Source organism: Nocardioides ungokensis, assembly GCF_013466985.1.
Classification (GTDB): Bacteria; Actinomycetota; Actinomycetes; order Propionibacteriales; family Nocardioidaceae; genus Nocardioides; species Nocardioides ungokensis.
The window spans coordinates 2863453-2876983 of the sequence record NZ_CP059164.1; the positions used below are offsets into that span (position 1 = coordinate 2863453).

Annotated in this window: 13 protein-coding genes and 2 pseudogenes; 4 read left to right on the top strand and 11 right to left on the bottom strand. The window is 70.8% G+C overall.

Annotated features, from left to right (window positions below; all coding sequences use genetic code 11):
• Positions 1 to 39: 39 nt before the first annotated feature.
• Positions 40 to 405, bottom strand: coding sequence for a DUF2511 domain-containing protein (locus tag H0S67_RS14135; protein WP_281368858.1), 366 nt, complete (start codon positions 403 to 405; stop codon positions 40 to 42).
• Positions 406 to 560: 155 nt separating this feature from the next.
• Between H0S67_RS14135 and H0S67_RS14140 the strand changes: the two genes are divergently transcribed.
• Positions 561 to 1211 (top strand): potassium channel family protein, encoded by a 651-nt coding sequence (locus H0S67_RS14140; protein WP_180933566.1) that lies wholly within the window; start codon positions 561 to 563, stop codon positions 1209 to 1211.
• A 334-nt stretch (positions 1212 to 1545) separates the two neighbouring features.
• On the opposite strand, the gene H0S67_RS14145 is transcribed toward H0S67_RS14140, so the two are convergent.
• Positions 1546 to 2196, bottom strand: a complete 651-nt coding sequence (locus tag H0S67_RS14145) for a phage major capsid protein (protein WP_180933567.1) — start codon at positions 2194 to 2196, stop codon at positions 1546 to 1548.
• The gene (locus H0S67_RS14150; RefSeq protein ID WP_180933568.1) at positions 2184 to 2732 is read right to left on the bottom strand and encodes a hypothetical protein; all 549 of its coding nucleotides are present in this window, start codon (positions 2730 to 2732) and stop codon (positions 2184 to 2186) included. Before H0S67_RS14150 ends, H0S67_RS14145 begins: the two co-directional genes overlap by 13 nt.
• Positions 2733 to 3209: 477 nt before the next feature.
• Here H0S67_RS14150 and H0S67_RS14155 point away from each other — a divergent pair, with 477 nt between their 5' ends.
• On the top strand, positions 3210 to 3701 hold the full coding sequence (locus H0S67_RS14155; RefSeq protein ID WP_180933569.1) for a hypothetical protein: 492 nt from the start codon (positions 3210 to 3212) through the stop codon (positions 3699 to 3701).
• A gap of 545 nt (positions 3702 to 4246) precedes the next feature.
• Here H0S67_RS14155 and H0S67_RS14160 read toward each other — a convergent pair.
• The 3 genes and pseudogenes from H0S67_RS14160 to H0S67_RS14170 form a co-directional block, all read right to left on the bottom strand.
• Positions 4247 to 5101 (bottom strand): tyrosine-type recombinase/integrase, encoded by an 855-nt coding sequence (locus H0S67_RS14160; protein WP_246354742.1) that lies wholly within the window; start codon positions 5099 to 5101, stop codon positions 4247 to 4249.
• A 182-nt stretch (positions 5102 to 5283) separates the two neighbouring features.
• Positions 5284 to 6252 (bottom strand): annotated as a pseudogene (locus tag H0S67_RS14165) (RNA polymerase sigma factor); the annotation flags it as partial.
• A gap of 651 nt (positions 6253 to 6903) precedes the next feature.
• Positions 6904 to 7468, bottom strand: a pseudogene (locus H0S67_RS14170) (HhH-GPD-type base excision DNA repair protein).
• A gap of 61 nt (positions 7469 to 7529) precedes the next feature.
• Here H0S67_RS14170 and H0S67_RS14175 point away from each other — a divergent pair.
• The gene (locus H0S67_RS14175; RefSeq protein WP_180933572.1) at positions 7530 to 8804 is read left to right on the top strand and encodes a patatin-like phospholipase family protein; all 1275 of its coding nucleotides are present in this window, start codon (positions 7530 to 7532) and stop codon (positions 8802 to 8804) included.
• Here H0S67_RS14175 and H0S67_RS14180 read toward each other — a convergent pair.
• Positions 8788 to 9192 (bottom strand): universal stress protein, encoded by a 405-nt coding sequence (locus tag H0S67_RS14180; protein WP_180933573.1) that lies wholly within the window; start codon positions 9190 to 9192, stop codon positions 8788 to 8790. The two genes, H0S67_RS14175 and H0S67_RS14180, sit on opposite strands and share 17 nt — an antisense overlap.
• Positions 9193 to 9339: 147 nt before the next feature.
• Between H0S67_RS14180 and H0S67_RS14185 the strand changes: the two genes are divergently transcribed.
• Entirely contained in the window at positions 9340 to 9795 is a 456-nt protein-coding gene (locus H0S67_RS14185) for a hypothetical protein (RefSeq protein ID WP_180933574.1), read from the top strand.
• A gap of 12 nt (positions 9796 to 9807) precedes the next feature.
• Here H0S67_RS14185 and H0S67_RS14190 read toward each other — a convergent pair whose 3' ends face one another.
• The 4 genes from H0S67_RS14190 to H0S67_RS14205 all read right to left on the bottom strand — a co-directional run bounded on the left by H0S67_RS14190 (position 9808) and on the right by H0S67_RS14205 (position 13483).
• Positions 9808 to 11271 (bottom strand): glutamate-cysteine ligase family protein, encoded by a 1464-nt coding sequence (locus H0S67_RS14190; protein WP_180933575.1) that lies wholly within the window; start codon positions 11269 to 11271, stop codon positions 9808 to 9810.
• A gap of 9 nt (positions 11272 to 11280) precedes the next feature.
• Positions 11281 to 11445 carry a hypothetical protein gene (locus H0S67_RS14195; protein WP_180933576.1) on the bottom strand — a complete coding sequence of 55 codons (165 nt, stop codon included), beginning with the start codon at positions 11443 to 11445 and terminating at the stop codon, positions 11281 to 11283.
• Positions 11429 to 12436 carry a carboxylate-amine ligase gene (locus H0S67_RS14200; RefSeq protein WP_180933577.1) on the bottom strand — a complete coding sequence of 336 codons (1008 nt, stop codon included), beginning with the start codon at positions 12434 to 12436 and terminating at the stop codon, positions 11429 to 11431. Before H0S67_RS14200 ends, H0S67_RS14195 begins: the two co-directional genes overlap by 17 nt.
• Positions 12437 to 12508: 72 nt before the next feature.
• Positions 12509 to 13483: a DUF4192 domain-containing protein gene (locus tag H0S67_RS14205; RefSeq protein ID WP_180933578.1), complete on the bottom strand. Its 975-nt coding sequence runs from the start codon at positions 13481 to 13483 to the stop codon at positions 12509 to 12511.
• Positions 13484 to 13531 lie beyond the last annotated feature (48 nt).

Below are 13531 nucleotides of genomic sequence, written 5' to 3' on the forward strand. Positions count from 1 at the left end.
ACGAGCACTGGCAGCGAGTGCGCGACGCCAGCCGGCGGGCTACTCGCATAGGGTCAACCCCTTGTCGATGAGGGGGCTGATGTCCTTCTTGAGGCCGTAGCCAAGCGCCTTGTCGTCGGCCCAGATTGGCCGGATGTCTGCGTAGTTGCCGGAGCTCTTGGCTGTTCCGTTCAACGCGTACTTGGTGCCATCGCTGGCGGTGAACACGACTGCGCCGACGCCGTTGGACCCGTCGCAGGACAGGGTGCCGCTGTCCACGGTAAGCGGCCACTTCTTGCCCATGTCGGCTCGGCTGACCTGTCCAGCGTCGTCCCCGGAGCCCCCCTCCGAGCCGTCGCTGGAGCTGCACGCGGTGGTTGCGGCGGCTAGGAGGAATGGCAGTACAAGAAGAAGTCCCCGTCTCACGGGCGCTGACGCTACCGGCGGAGCCTCAAGGCGTGGGGATATTGACGGATTACCGGGGTGGCACGGACATGTCGAGGCTGTGCATCGTCGTGGCAGGCCTAGGGGCTGAAAGTGTTAACCGGACGCCGACACCGCAGGTGACATACCCTTCGGCCGTGCCGAGCGAGCAGAGCCGAGTCGAACGTTGGGAAGACACCAGCGAGGTCCCCTTGCTCCTACTGGCTGCTGCGTTCCTCGTCGCGTATGCGTGGCCGGTGCTGGATCCACGCATGGACCACACCCTGGACGACGTCCTGACGGCTGCTTCTTGGGCAGTGTGGACCGCGTTCGCACTCGACTTCTGCATCCGGATCTGGCTGGCCGAGCCGCGTGGCCACTACGTCGTTCGCCACTGGTACGACGTGGTGCTGATCGCCGCCCCGATGCTGCGCCCTCTCCGGTTGCTGCGCCTGCTGGCGTTCGCCCGCATCCTGAACCGCTCGGCTGTAGGCGGTCTCGCTGGCCGGGTCGCGATCTACGTCTCCGGCGTCGCGATGATGTCCGTGGGCCTCGGCGCTCTAGCCGTGCTGGACGCGGAACGGAGCTCGCCGGACGCGAACATCAAGACGGCCGGGGACGCGCTCTGGTGGGCTTGCACCACCGTCACGACCGTCGGTTACGGCGACCGCTATCCGGTCACAACCCAGGGACGAATAATCGCGGTCGTCCTGATGCTGGTGGGCATCGCCGTTCTGGGGTCCCTCACGGCGATCATCGCCGCTTGGCTTGTCGAGAACGTCCAACAGAAGGATGAGACTCGTGAGTGAGCAGCAGCCCCGCGATCGTCCTGCCGCTGCGGGTGTCGCGCTTGCGGTTGTCGGCTGCGTGATGGGGATCATCGGGTCCGCCGGGGCGGGCCAGCCGTGGTCGTTAGTGGGGTGGGCCACTTTTGTCGTTGGCTGGGCGATTGCTGCCGTCGGAGCGGTGCGGGCCGGCTACCGATTCGGTCGAGGACGCTGATCGACGGGGGCACTCCCCGCGCCCGCACAAAGGGCCGGGGGCCGGGGCGGCCCGGCGCGGGGAACCTCACAACCCCGTCACCCTCGTCCGCCTGGAAGGTGCGGAGGCGAGGGCTAGCGCCGGTCCACGTTCTGTTGGGGGCTATGCCCCGGTGAGCGCCATCTTCACCACGCCCATGGGCCGCTGGACGGCCAGGTCGAAACGGCCCTCAACCCGGAGATGCACCTGGTTCCTGGCGAACGAGTCTCCGATGGCGCTGGACTGCTCGGTCTGGATACCACCGTCGGTGACGAGTTGGGCGACCCCGTTTGACAGCAGGTAGCCGGTCCCGGCCGGGACAGCCGTGGAGACGGTAACCGGGATGCCCCACAGCCTGCGGGCGGCGGAGTCCACGGGGACCCCGTTGCGGGAACCCTCGGCGTTAAGGACGTACTGGCCGGCATCGAGCTGGGTGGTCTCCACCGTCTCCCAGTCCGTGGGGTTCAGCACGTAGTAGTAGCCCTGGAAGCCGAGGGTCTCGACCTTGGTGACCGCGGCACGGGCCGTGCGGACCGCGTTGGTGGTGAACGCCAGGGTCTGGATGCCGCTGGTGTGGGCGAGGCCGGTCAGGTTCTCCCCGGTGCCGTCCCCGTTGATGACCTGGATCTCCACGGCCTGGTGCAGCCCGTTGACCATCTCCAGCTGGACGAAGCTGGTCAGGCTCGGGCCGTCCTGGAGGACGTACTTGTCGATGGGCTCGGACAGGTGCGCGATGACGTGCAGGTGGCCGTCGTACGGGGTCAGCCCGTACACGCTGATGGGCTTGAGGTTGCCGGGGCCACCGGGGCGGCATTGTTGGTCCGCGTGGTCTGCCGCATGTACCGGTAGGTCACCGGCCGGACCACAGAGGGGAGCACCTCGATGAGCGAGGTGGGGGCGTCGCCGAGGCGGTAAGGCTCCGGGTCCATCGGGATGGAGGTGTACGGGTCGGCCGTGTCCACCAGGGCCTTCGTGCCCGGGGTGCCCAGCGCGTTGCCGAACCGGGCGGCCAGGTCGCTCTTGATGCCGGACGAGCGCAGGGAGAGGAACTTGGTGGCGTCGTCGTCGCCACGGCTGTCGGGGCTGCCGAAGACGGCCCGCATCATGGCAGCCTGCTGGTCCTTGATCTCGACGTCCATCTGCTTGACGGAGTTCATGGCCGTCTCGACCGTCGTGGCCTCGGCCGGGTCCAGGTCCCGGCTGCCGCCCCTGGCCCGATCAACGATCTGCCGGGCGGCATCCACCCGCGTCTTACGGTCGGCCTTGAGCCGCTCCAGCTTGTCGGGGTCGTACGTCGTGGTGTCGTTCATGGTGTGCTCCGTGGGTGCACGGCGCAGAGCGCAGCGTGCTCGAAGGGGAGCAACATCCACCGGGGCGGTTCCCGCCAACCGTGACGGCTGGGGGCGTGGCCTAGGGCGGCTCACCACAGGGCGGGTGCCCGTGGCGCATGGCCTTCGGGTGGAACGTCGGTCGCCTTACGCCCTGTCCAACTCCCCGGACTTGACCCCCCGCACGGGGCCCTCGTCCTTGGCCGTCCTCACGTCTCGGCGACGAGCTCATCGTTTCACGAGACGCCGGTAATCCTCAACTAATCTTTAACTCTTGCTGCAGCTAACGCTCCAGGCGCTGCCTCTCGTGTCGTCCGCTCATGCCGAAGAGATCGGGCGGAACGTAGCTTGCGCGTAGAAGGTGACTCCCTCACTGAGAAACCTTCCGAAACGGCCTCCTGGCATTCGCCCGCTCACCTAGGGTCCTCCTCGGCACACACACAACTGCAAGGGGAAGCCATGATCAAGAAGTCTCTGCCCGCGTTTGCCGCGGGCGCGATCTTCGCCATCGCCGCCGCCGGGGGCGGCGTCGCCGCGTTCGCTGGCGACAGCACCACCGCGGCTCGCGCAGGCACGACGCCGAAGACCGGATCCTACGACGCCACCGGCGTATCGCTGGACACTGATAACAATGGTTACACCGACGTCATCGCCGCGCTCGTTAAGTGCCCCCGCGGTACTCAGATGACCGGCGGTGGTGGCGGCGACTTCACCTCGACCGGCTACCTGCTGATGAACAGCCCGGACCGGTACGAGAAGTGGATGTTTGCGGTAGGCGTGGACGAGACGGTGACGGAGAATCCGGCCAACGTGTACGGATCCATCGTCTGCTACTCCAAGGACGGCTCTCATCTGGGCGGCTCCTACCGCACCACCACCTCGGTGCAGTCCGAGCCCATCCCGGCCGCCGACTTGGCTCTGCTCCGCAAGGCTGTGGCCAACCGCTCCTGAATCGGCAAGGCCCGGCCCCCGGCACGCCACGTGTCGGGGGCCGGGCCCACCCCAGAGGGGCCGAGGACTGGCATGCGTCCGCGTGACCGAGCCCAATCAGTCCTTGGGGGCGCACGGGCACCGCAGACGCGCTGTTCGTTGCACACCGGCCCCGTCGCACGTACATTCCCCGGTGTCCAATGACGCCTGCGCTTCGCTGCAGGTCAACCTACCGGGGGGGCCCAATGTTCCGTGCCACCAAGACTGCCCTGATCGCCGTTGCCCTGACGGCCAGCGCGCTCACGTACACCGCTGGCCCTGCCAACGCCGTCACCGACTAGCCAGCTGTCTGTCAGCCGCACCGCCTGAGTGTCGGTGCTCACCAGCCGTTGGTCGGGTTCGCTTAGCAGGGCTGGCGCTACTGCGTGATTCGGAAGGTTATGCGGTGTCGAGTGCCGGAGGGAACACCGTATTTCGCGGTGGCTGGACCCGGGGTACCGCCAGGAGCCCTAGGGACTCCTGGGCCGGAAAACATCCCCCAGCCGTCTAGACCCCCGAGCCCGGGCTCAGATGTCGCCACGGTTGAGCTTGCGGGCCTCATCTGCGGCCCGCGCCGAGGCCTGCGGCTTCGTGTAGCGCAGCAGCATGTCAGGCCGGGTCCACCCCGCCACGGCCATGAGGCCCATCTCCGAGCCCCCGGCGGCCAGCCACCGGTGCGCGGCAGTGTGGCGGAGCCGGTGAGGGTGGAAGCCGCGAATCCCAGCCAGCTCGGCGCGGTAGCGCAGCGACTTGTGCAGGCCGTAGTAACTGAACGCCTTGCCCCGGTCCCCAAGCCACAGGGCCTCCGACCGCAGTGCCAACGAGTGCACACGGCGGGCGCGCAGGTAGCGGTCGAGGGCCAGAGCGGTCTTGGCCCCGAACGGCACGGCGCGCCCGTTGCCACCCTTGCCTCGTCGCACGATTGCCTGACCCTCTCGGATGTCGATGTCAGCCAGCGAGAGCGACGCCACCTCCCCGGCACGCACCCCGGTCTCCAGCATCAACCGGACGATCGCCTCGTCGCGGCGGTCCCGCAGCTCCTTGCCCGCGCAGGCCTTGATGAGCGCCTTGACCTGTTCCTCGGTCAACGGCTCCACCACAGGGGCGTCCAGCTTCGGCGACTTGACCCCCAGCAGCGGGTCGGCGGCCAGCTCCCCCTCCTCGGTGAGCCATGCCGAGAACCGGCGCACGCCGAGCTGACGAGCCACCGCCGTTGCGGGCTGCGCAGCTTCGCTAAGCAGGCCGTCTACGAAGCCCGCCAGGGTGCGCCGGTCCAGCACCGGCGGCAAGCCCTGCGCGGCGCAGTACCGCAGGTACTGGGCCACCCCAGTGAGGTAGCTCTTGATGGTGGCCGGGCTCTTCCGCTCGGCGCGCAGGGCCACCTCCCAGGAGTCCAGCAGGGCCGGGAGATCGAGCTGCGGGCCGGGAGGAAGAGGTCGGGTCGCCATGCCCCCAAGTCACCGCCAATATCTGGACTGGGAGCGGTGTGCGACCCAGGATTCCTGGCCGAGGACAGCAAAAACCGCCTCCCACCTGCGAAAACAGGCGGGGAGGCGGTTAGAGCTCAGTCCAGGTAGTCGCGCAGCACCTGCGAGCGCGACGGGTGCCGCAGCTTCGACATGGTCTTGGACTCGATCTGGCGGATCCGCTCGCGGGTCACGCCGTAGACCTTGCCGATCTCGTCGAGGGTCTTGGGCTGGCCGTCGGTGAGGCCGAAGCGCATGCTGACCACGCCCGCCTCGCGCTCGGAGAGCGTGTCGAGGACCGCGTGCAGCTGCTCCTGGAGGAGCGTGAACGACACGGCGTCGGCCGGGACGATCGCCTCGGAGTCCTCGATCAGGTCGCCGAACTCGGAGTCGCCGTCCTCGCCGAGGGGGGTGTGCAGCGAGATCGGCTCGCGGCCGTACTTCTGGACCTCGATGACCTTCTCGGGGGTCATGTCGAGCTCCTTGGCCAGCTCCTCCGGGGTGGGCTCGCGGCCCAGGTCCTGGAGCATCTGGCGCTGCACGCGGGCGAGCTTGTTGATGACCTCGACCATGTGCACCGGGATCCGGATGGTGCGAGCCTGGTCGGCCATCGCACGGGTGATCGCCTGGCGGATCCACCACGTCGCGTAGGTCGAGAACTTGTAGCCCTTGGTGTAGTCGAACTTCTCGACCGCACGGATCAGACCGAGGTTGCCCTCCTGGATCAGGTCCAGGAAGAGCATGCCGCGGCCGGTGTAGCGCTTGGCCAGCGAGACGACGAGGCGCAGGTTGGCCTCGAGCAGGTGGTTCTTGGCGCGGCGGCCGTCCTCGGCGATCCACTCGAGCTCCTCGAGGAGCTTCGGGGTGATCTTGCCGCCCTTGGCGAGCTTCTCCTCCGAGAACAGGCCGGCCTCGATCCGCTTGGCGAGCTCGACCTCCATCTCGGCGTTGAGCAGCGGGACCTTGCCGATCTGCTTGAGGTAGTCCTTGACCGGGTCGGCGGTGGCACCGGCCACCATGACCTGCTGCTCCGGCTCGCCGGTGTCGTCGGCGTCGGAGACGACGAACGTGGCGGACTTCTCGTCCTCCTCGATCGACGGGTCGGCCTTCACGTCCTTCTCGAACTGCTCGTCGGGCAGGTCGGGAAGGATCTTCTTGCCGTCGGGACCGACGACCGGCGCAGCGGCCTCGTCGGCCACGGGCTCGGCTGCGGCGGCCTTCTTGGCCGCGGTCTTCTTCGCCGCGGCCGTCTTGGCAGCCGGGGCGGAGGGCGCAGGCTCGGCCTTCTTGGCCGGCGCCTTCTTGGCGGTCTTGGCCGTCGTCGTCTTGCGCGTGGAGGTCGCGGCCACCGCACGGCTGGAGCTCGCGTTGACGTGGACGGAGATGCCCAACGCACTCAGGTGCATGAGCAGGGCCTTGAGGTGTCGAGGCTCGACCGCGGCGTCCTCACTGGCCTGGCGCACCTCCTCCGGCGTCAGGCTGCCCGTGGGGGTCCCCCGTTCGACCAGGGCCACGACGGCAGGGTGCGACAGCACCTCGGCAGGAAGGATCTTGCGTGCGTTCGAGGACACGAACACCTCTCGTCAACTGGCAGTTCAGACCACATGGGCGCGGCGAGGCCCGGATACGTCAAGAGCCGCAGGGTCATTCTGCCACGGGGGCGGTCACGCACCGGAATTCCCCCCGCCCGCCGGACGCGGCCCGCGGCGTACGCCCCGTCAGCCCGCCTTGGCCGCGGCCTTCTTCTGCTTCTTGTAGTCGCGGACCTTCTGCAGCGACTCCCCGTCCGTCACGTCGGCGACCGACCGATGGCCGTCCTCGGCGTAGGCCCCGACGGCCTGCTCCCAGCCCTCCGGGCGGACGTCGAGCTGCTTGGCGAGCAGGGCGACGAAGATCTGGGCCTTCTGCTTGCCGAAGCCGGGCAGCTCCATCACCCGGGCGAGCAGCTCCTTGCCGGTGGCCGCCTCGTTCCACAGCCGCTCGGTGCGACCGTCGTACTTCTCCTCCACCAGCGCCGCGAGCGCCTGGAGACGGGCCGCCATCGACCCCGGGAACCGGTGGATGGCCGGCGGGCGTGGCGCACAGGGCCGCGAACTCCTCGGGGTCGGCGCCGGCGATGCGGGCCGGCTCGAGGCTCCCGAAGCGGTCCAGCACCTTGGCCGGCCCGCGGAACGCGTGCTCCATGGGGTACTGCTGGTCGAGCATCATGCCGACCAGCAGCGCGAACGGGTCGTCGGTCAGCACCTGGTCGGCGTGGTCGTCACCGGTGATGTGGATCGCCATGGGGCCATCTTGCCCGACAGCTGGACCGGACGGCGCCCCTCGGAGCCTCTAGCATCGGTCGATGACGTCGACGCGAGAGCGAACGAACGAGGGTGCCGAGCGGGTCGCCCTGGTGCTGGACGCCGGGGGCGCGCGCTCCGCCTACCAGGTCGGGGCGCTCGAGGTGCTGCTCCCGGTCCTCGCCGAGCGCGGCCAGCGACCGACCGTGCTGGTCGGCACCAGCGCGGGCGCGCTCCTGAGTGCCGCCCTGACCGCCACCGCCCACCTCGATGCCGAGGAACAGGCGTCCCGGCTGCTCGACACCCTGGGCCACGCCACCAAGCGCAACGTCATGCAGCCGCTGTGGCGGCAGGTGCCGGTCGTGGCGGTCCGGTACGCCTCGGAGACCCTGGGCATCTCACGGTTCCGGCTCCGCGGGCTGTTCGGGACGGCCCCCCTGGCGAGGACCCTGACGGAGGTCATCGACTGGTCGGCCCTGCACGACAACGTCGAGCAGGGAGTCGTCACCGCGAGCGTGGTCTGCGCGACCAGCGTCCGCAGCGGCCGGGTCACGATGTTCGCCGAGGTGACGGGGGCCGACGTCGCGCTGCCGGAGCCGCCGAGCGAGCACCACCGCTGCTACGTGCGCAGCCGGCTCGGCGTCGAGCACCTGATGGCCTCCTCCGCCATCCCGGCCCTGTTCCCGTCGGTGCAGGTCGAGGAGCCCGCCGAGGCGGCCGGCTGGTACGTCGACGGCGCGACCCGCCGCCGGTTCCCACTCGCGCCCGCCGTCGAGCTGGGCGCGGACCGGATCGTGGTGGTCGGCACCGGCAGCCTGCACCCGCCGGAGGACGACCCCGACCTCGACCTGGCGCCGGTCGACCTCGGCGACGGGGCCGCCACGCTGCTGGGCGCGGTGATGGACGACCCGCTGCGCCACGACCTGCGCCGGTTCGCCACGGTCAACTCACAGGCCGCCGACCCCGACATGGCGCCCCACCTCGACCGGCACCGGAAGGAGCGGGGTCGCCCGGCGTACCGCAGCCTGCCGTACGCCGCGGTGGCGCCGCACCGTGGCGACGAGCTGAGCCGGGTGGCGATGGAGGTGTTCCGCGAGAACCACGGGAGCCTGCTGCGCACCCTCGGCGACCCGGACCTGCAGGTGGTCCACCGCATCCTCGGCAGCGACAGCCCGCTCCAGGGCGAGCTGCTCTCCTACCTGATGTTCGACCCCGACTTCTTCGCCGAGGCCGCCGACCTCGGCCGGCGCGACGCGCGCCGCTGGCTGGGCTCCGACGAGGGGCTGTGGCGCACCGGGCCGCTGGACCGACCCGACGGGGTCAGTCCCCGGCCTTGACCGCCAGGACCGGGCAATGCGCGTCGAGCAGGATGCGCTGGGCGTTGCTGCCGAGGATGAGCTTGCCCACCGGCGAGCGGCGGCGCAGGCCGATCACGATCAGCTCGGCCGAGTTGGCCTCGGCGATGCTGATCAGGTCCTCGGCCGGCTCGAACCCGCGGACCAGCTGGCGCAGGTCATAGCTGACGCCGGCCTCGTCGAGGCGGGAGCGGACGGCGTCCATGTCCTGCTCGGCCTTCCGGGCGGCGTCGCCGTCGAACTCCTGGCCGCCCCGGTGGGAGTTGACCACCACGAGCTTGGTGCCGCGCAGCTTCGCCTCGTCGATCGCCTTGCTCAAAGCGGCTTCGCCCTCAGGCTTCGGCACATAGCCCACCACGACGGTCCCCATCGGCCCTCCTCGTCTCGCGTCGGCCGCATCACCGGCCCGTGAATTTCACGCTACCGGTTCGGACCGCCCCGCGGGAGCCTGTGGACGAGCAGCGCGCCGTGGCGCGCCGATCGGGCAGGCTGGCGGCGTCGGCGACGGGGGAGCCAGGTGGAAGGGATCGAGGAGCCGGTCAGCAGGCAGCTGCACCTGGTGCTGCGCCGTGCCGTCCTCGAGCACGCCACCACCGAGCGGCGCCAGGTCTTCCCCGCCGTGCTCCACGTGGGCACCCCGGGCGGGGCCCAGGCGTTGTACGCCGCGCAGCCGCCGGCCGAGGACGGGCCGATCGACCAGTCGCTGCGCACCGACGTGGTCGCGGCCCTGCTGGCGCGGGTCGGGGCCGACCCCGCTCCCCTGGTCTGGCTGACCCGTCCCGGCGAGCTCTGCCTGCAGGACGTGGACGCCGCCTGGCTGGCGGCGACGCGGGCCGCCGGTGCCGAGGCGGGTCTGCCGCTGCCCATGGTGGTGGTCACCCGGCGCGGCTGGTGGGACCCGCGCAGCGGCACCAGCCGCACCTGGCGACGCCTGCGGGCCCGCTCGTCGGGTCCGGGTGCGCCGTCCGGGTGATCAGTCCGGTGATCAGTCCCAGGTGTGCACCGGCTCGTTGGTGTGCATGCCCTGGCGGTACTCCAGCAGCGTGGCGCGCAGGGCGTCGTACCTGTCCATGTCCGAGCGGTCCGCCATCCTGCGCACGAACCACTCCGCGCCGTTCACCCCGGTCAGGCAGCGCTGCTCGATGATCCCCAGCAGCCGGTCGCCCTCCTCCGCGGACACGCCCCACGAGTCCAGCCCCTCGCGGGCCATCGGCAGCAGCCGCCGCAGGATCAGCTCGGTGGCGCGGACCTGGCCGACCCCCGGCCAGTAGATCTGCGCGTCCACGCCCTGCTGGGCGGCGACGTGGAAGTTCTCCTCCGCCGCGCTGAAGGACATCTGCGACCACAAAGGCCGCTCGCCCTCCGCCAGCGCCCGGACCAGACCGAAGTAGAAGGCGGCGTTGGCGATCGTGTCGGCCACGGTGGGCCCGGCGGCCAGCAGCCTGTTCTCCACGCGCAGGTGCGGCACCCCGGCGGCGATGTCGTAGACGGGGCGGTTCCAGCGGTAGATGGTGCCGTTGTGCAGCCGCAGCTCGTGGAGCGTCGGGGTGCCACCGGACTCGAGCACCTCCAGCGGGTCCTCGTCCTCCGTCACCGGCAGCAGCGCTGGGAAGAACCGGACGTTCTCCTCGAAGAGGTCGAAGACCGAGGTCACCCAGCGCTCACCGAACCACACCCGCGGCCGCACGCCCTGCGCCTTGAGCTCCTCGCTGCGGGTGTCGGTGGCCTGCTCGAAGAGCGGGATCCGGGTCTCCCGCCACAGCTGCTTGCCCAGGAGGTACGGCGAGTTGGCGCCGACCGCGAGCTGGACCGCCGCGATCGCCTGGGAGGCGTTCCAGTACGCCGCGAACTGGTCGGGCGAGGTCTGCACGTGGAACTGGGTGCTGGTGCAGGCCGCCTCGGGCACGATCGAGTCAGCCGTGGTCTCGAGCCGCTCGGGGCCCGAGATGGAGATGGTGATGTCCTCGCCGCGTGCGTTGAGGATCTGCTCGCTGAGCAGCTTGTAGCGCGGGTTGGCGCTCAGGCTGGCCACGCCCATGTGGCCCTCGGCCAGGGTGGGCAGGATCCCGATCATCACCATGTGGGCGCCCACGTCGGAGGACTTCGACTCCGCCTCGTTGAGGCTCCCGCGCAGCGAGTCCTCGAAGGTCGTCAGGCCGCCCTCGCGCAGCTTGGCGGGTGGCACGTTGATCTCGATGTTGAACTGGCCGAGCTCGGTCTGGAACTCGGGGTTCGCGATCGCGGCCAGGGCCTCGGCGTTCTTCAGCGCCGGGTCGCCACGGTCGTCGACGAGGTTGAGCTCGACCTCGAGCCCGGTCATCGGGTCGTCGGTGTCGAACCGCGCCTCGCGCAGCATCCGGGCGAACACGTCCAGGCAGCGACGCACCTTCTCCCGGTGTCTCGTGCGGTCGGCCCTGGAGAACTCCTGCAGCTCCACCTCTTCGCCCATGCGGGAAGATTAGGCGTTCCTCCGGCCCCGTGGGGCCTCCCGCGCGCCGCCGGTTGCCCAGACTGCCTCGCTGCGCTCGACCAGGTCGTCCACGACGCCCTCGATGGAGCCGACGCGGGCGTACGCCGCTCGCTGCCGGACCGCTCCCCCACCACCGTCAAGTGCTCGCGCCATGCCCTCGGCGACCAGACCGGCGTCGCCGCCTCCTCGAGCTCCTCCCGGACGTGGCCCACGACCGCCTGCAGCACCTCGCGGCCGGAGCGAGCCGACGCAGGACGGGGTGCACGAGGGTGTCGGCCACCCGAGCCGCGAGGCACGCCAGTGGGCCGCGCGCAGGCTCTCGGTGCGCCAGACGGGCGGGGGCGTCGCCCGACCGCCAGCACCGGGCCGTGTGCTCCACCAGGCCGCGGACCAGCGCGGCCAGGAGGACCGCGTCTGCGGGGTCCGTGCAGACGTCGAAGATCCGCACCTCGACGGTGGGCTGGCGCGCCGAGAGCCGGGCGTCGAAGTACAGCATTCCCGGGTCGCGGGCCGCGCCGAACTCCATCAACTCCCGACACAGCTGCCGGTAGGCGGCCAGCGACCAGAAGGCCTCGGTCGGCCCGGCGCTCGGCCAGTGGGACCAGAGCTGGGACCGCCAGGAGGCGTAACCGGTGTCGCGGCCGTCGGCGTAGGGCGAGTTCGCACTGACCGCGCGCAGCGCCGGCAGCCACGGGCCGATCCGGTCGATGACCGCGACGCCCTCCTCGTTCGCTCTCGATCGCCACGTGGACGTGCATGCCGCAGGTGCCGGAGTGACGCGCGATCTCGGCGTAGCGCACGACCATGTCCTCGTAGCGGTCGTCGGGCGTGAGTCGCACGTCGTGGCGAGTGGCACCGTGGCCACAGCCACGGCCGCCAGCCCAGGGCGCGGGCCGGCCCGGCCCCCGGTGTCCCGGGCGGCGACGAGCTGCTCCCGCAGCGAGGCGAGGTCAGCCGTGGGCTCGGTCCGGGTCTCGAGCTGGTGCTGGAACAGATCCTTGTCGAGGCTGGTCGCCCGCACGGCCGCAACCCGTGCGTACGGTGGTGTGCTGCCAGCAGCGCGCCCGAGCTCGGGCTCGCCTGACGGGTTGGCCGGATCGACGAGGAGCAGCTCCTCCTCGACGCCGACCGTCCTCGGGGCCATGGCGCATCGTAAGCACGGAACACGCGCCGGCCCGTCGCCCGCAGCGGGTGAGGTGTGCGTTGCCGTGCCCGGTCACGCCGGGTCGTCGAACACGTCGGCCCAACCGGTCTCGCGGTCCCACTCCGAGGGCGGCACGGCCCTGCCCAGCAGCTGGGACAGGATGTCGGCCAGGCCGTAGTCGGGGTCGGCCTCGAGGCAGGCGTCGACCGCGCACCAGGCGAGCGCACCGTGTCCGGCCAGCCAGGCCCCGAAGCCGAGGAGCGCGGCGGGGGCGGGCACCAGCTCGGTCGGGCTGCGCCGGAGCACGTCGGTCCAGAAGCAGACGTGGTCGCGTGCGTCGTCCCGGGTGATCGCGGACCACACGACGTCTCGGAGCCGCAGGTCGCGCAGCAGGACCAGCAGGCGCGCCACGTCGCGGTCGGGAGGCGCGCTCCCCGCCGTGACGTGGCGCCTCACGGTGGACCGCACCCAGGCCGCGTCCGCGGCCAGGTGGATTGACACGCTCGGCACCTCGCCCACCGCCGCGGAGACTGCGGCCACGCGCTCGGGCGCCGGCACCAGCGACGCCGCGAGCTGGTCACGGCTGCCGTGGGTCACATGGCCCTCGAAGACGGCCTGGGCCGCGAACGGGTGCGCCGACAGGTCGTAGGGCACCCCCCGCCCGGGCACCTCACCGTGTCCGGCCGGGAGCGGCCACCAGCGACGGCCGTCGGCGCGCAGCGACTCCAGGACGTCGATGCCCGCCGCGGCGAAGGCCCGCGACAGCGCCCGCGCGATCCTCGCGGCCGTTCGGGCGTCGTCGCTGTAGAGCACGAAGACGACCCGCCTGACCCGGTGGCGCCGTGCCGGATCGAGGAGGGCCCCGACGGCGTCGGCGACCTCCGCGGGATCCGGCAGGTCGATGCGGGCGTGGAAGGTGTGGCGGGCACCGAAGGTGAGCATGACGACGGAGTCCCGCGGGACGAAGCCGAGCACGATCGGGACGACCGCGAGCAGGTCCTCGGGGCTCCTGGCGACCAGGCTGGTCGGGGTGGTGGGTGTGGTCATGCCCGTGACGCTCCCCGCAGCGCCCGACAGCGAGGCGGCCGCTGAGGG

What these genes read in the sequence shown, in the direction of transcription:
- H0S67_RS14180 (WP_180933573.1), bottom strand. Translation starts at nt 9,192, where the DNA reads ATGGGGACCGTCGTGGTGGGCTATGTGCCGAAGCCTGAGGGCGAAGCC.
- H0S67_RS14205 (WP_180933578.1), bottom strand. Translation starts at nt 13,483, where the DNA reads ATGACCACACCCACCACCCCGACCAGCCTGGTCGCCAGGAGCCCCGAG.
- H0S67_RS14175 (WP_180933572.1), top strand. Translation starts at nt 7,530, where the DNA reads ATGACGTCGACGCGAGAGCGAACGAACGAGGGTGCCGAGCGGGTCGCC.
- H0S67_RS14155 (WP_180933569.1), top strand. Translation starts at nt 3,210, where the DNA reads ATGATCAAGAAGTCTCTGCCCGCGTTTGCCGCGGGCGCGATCTTCGCC.
- H0S67_RS14195 (WP_180933576.1), bottom strand. Translation starts at nt 11,445, where the DNA reads ATGGCGCGAGCACTTGACGGTGGTGGGGGAGCGGTCCGGCAGCGAGCG.
- H0S67_RS14190 (WP_180933575.1), bottom strand. Translation starts at nt 11,271, where the DNA reads ATGGGCGAAGAGGTGGAGCTGCAGGAGTTCTCCAGGGCCGACCGCACG.
- H0S67_RS14150 (WP_180933568.1), bottom strand. Translation starts at nt 2,732, where the DNA reads ATGAACGACACCACGACGTACGACCCCGACAAGCTGGAGCGGCTCAAG.
- H0S67_RS14200 (WP_180933577.1), bottom strand. Translation starts at nt 12,436, where the DNA reads ATGGCCCCGAGGACGGTCGGCGTCGAGGAGGAGCTGCTCCTCGTCGAT.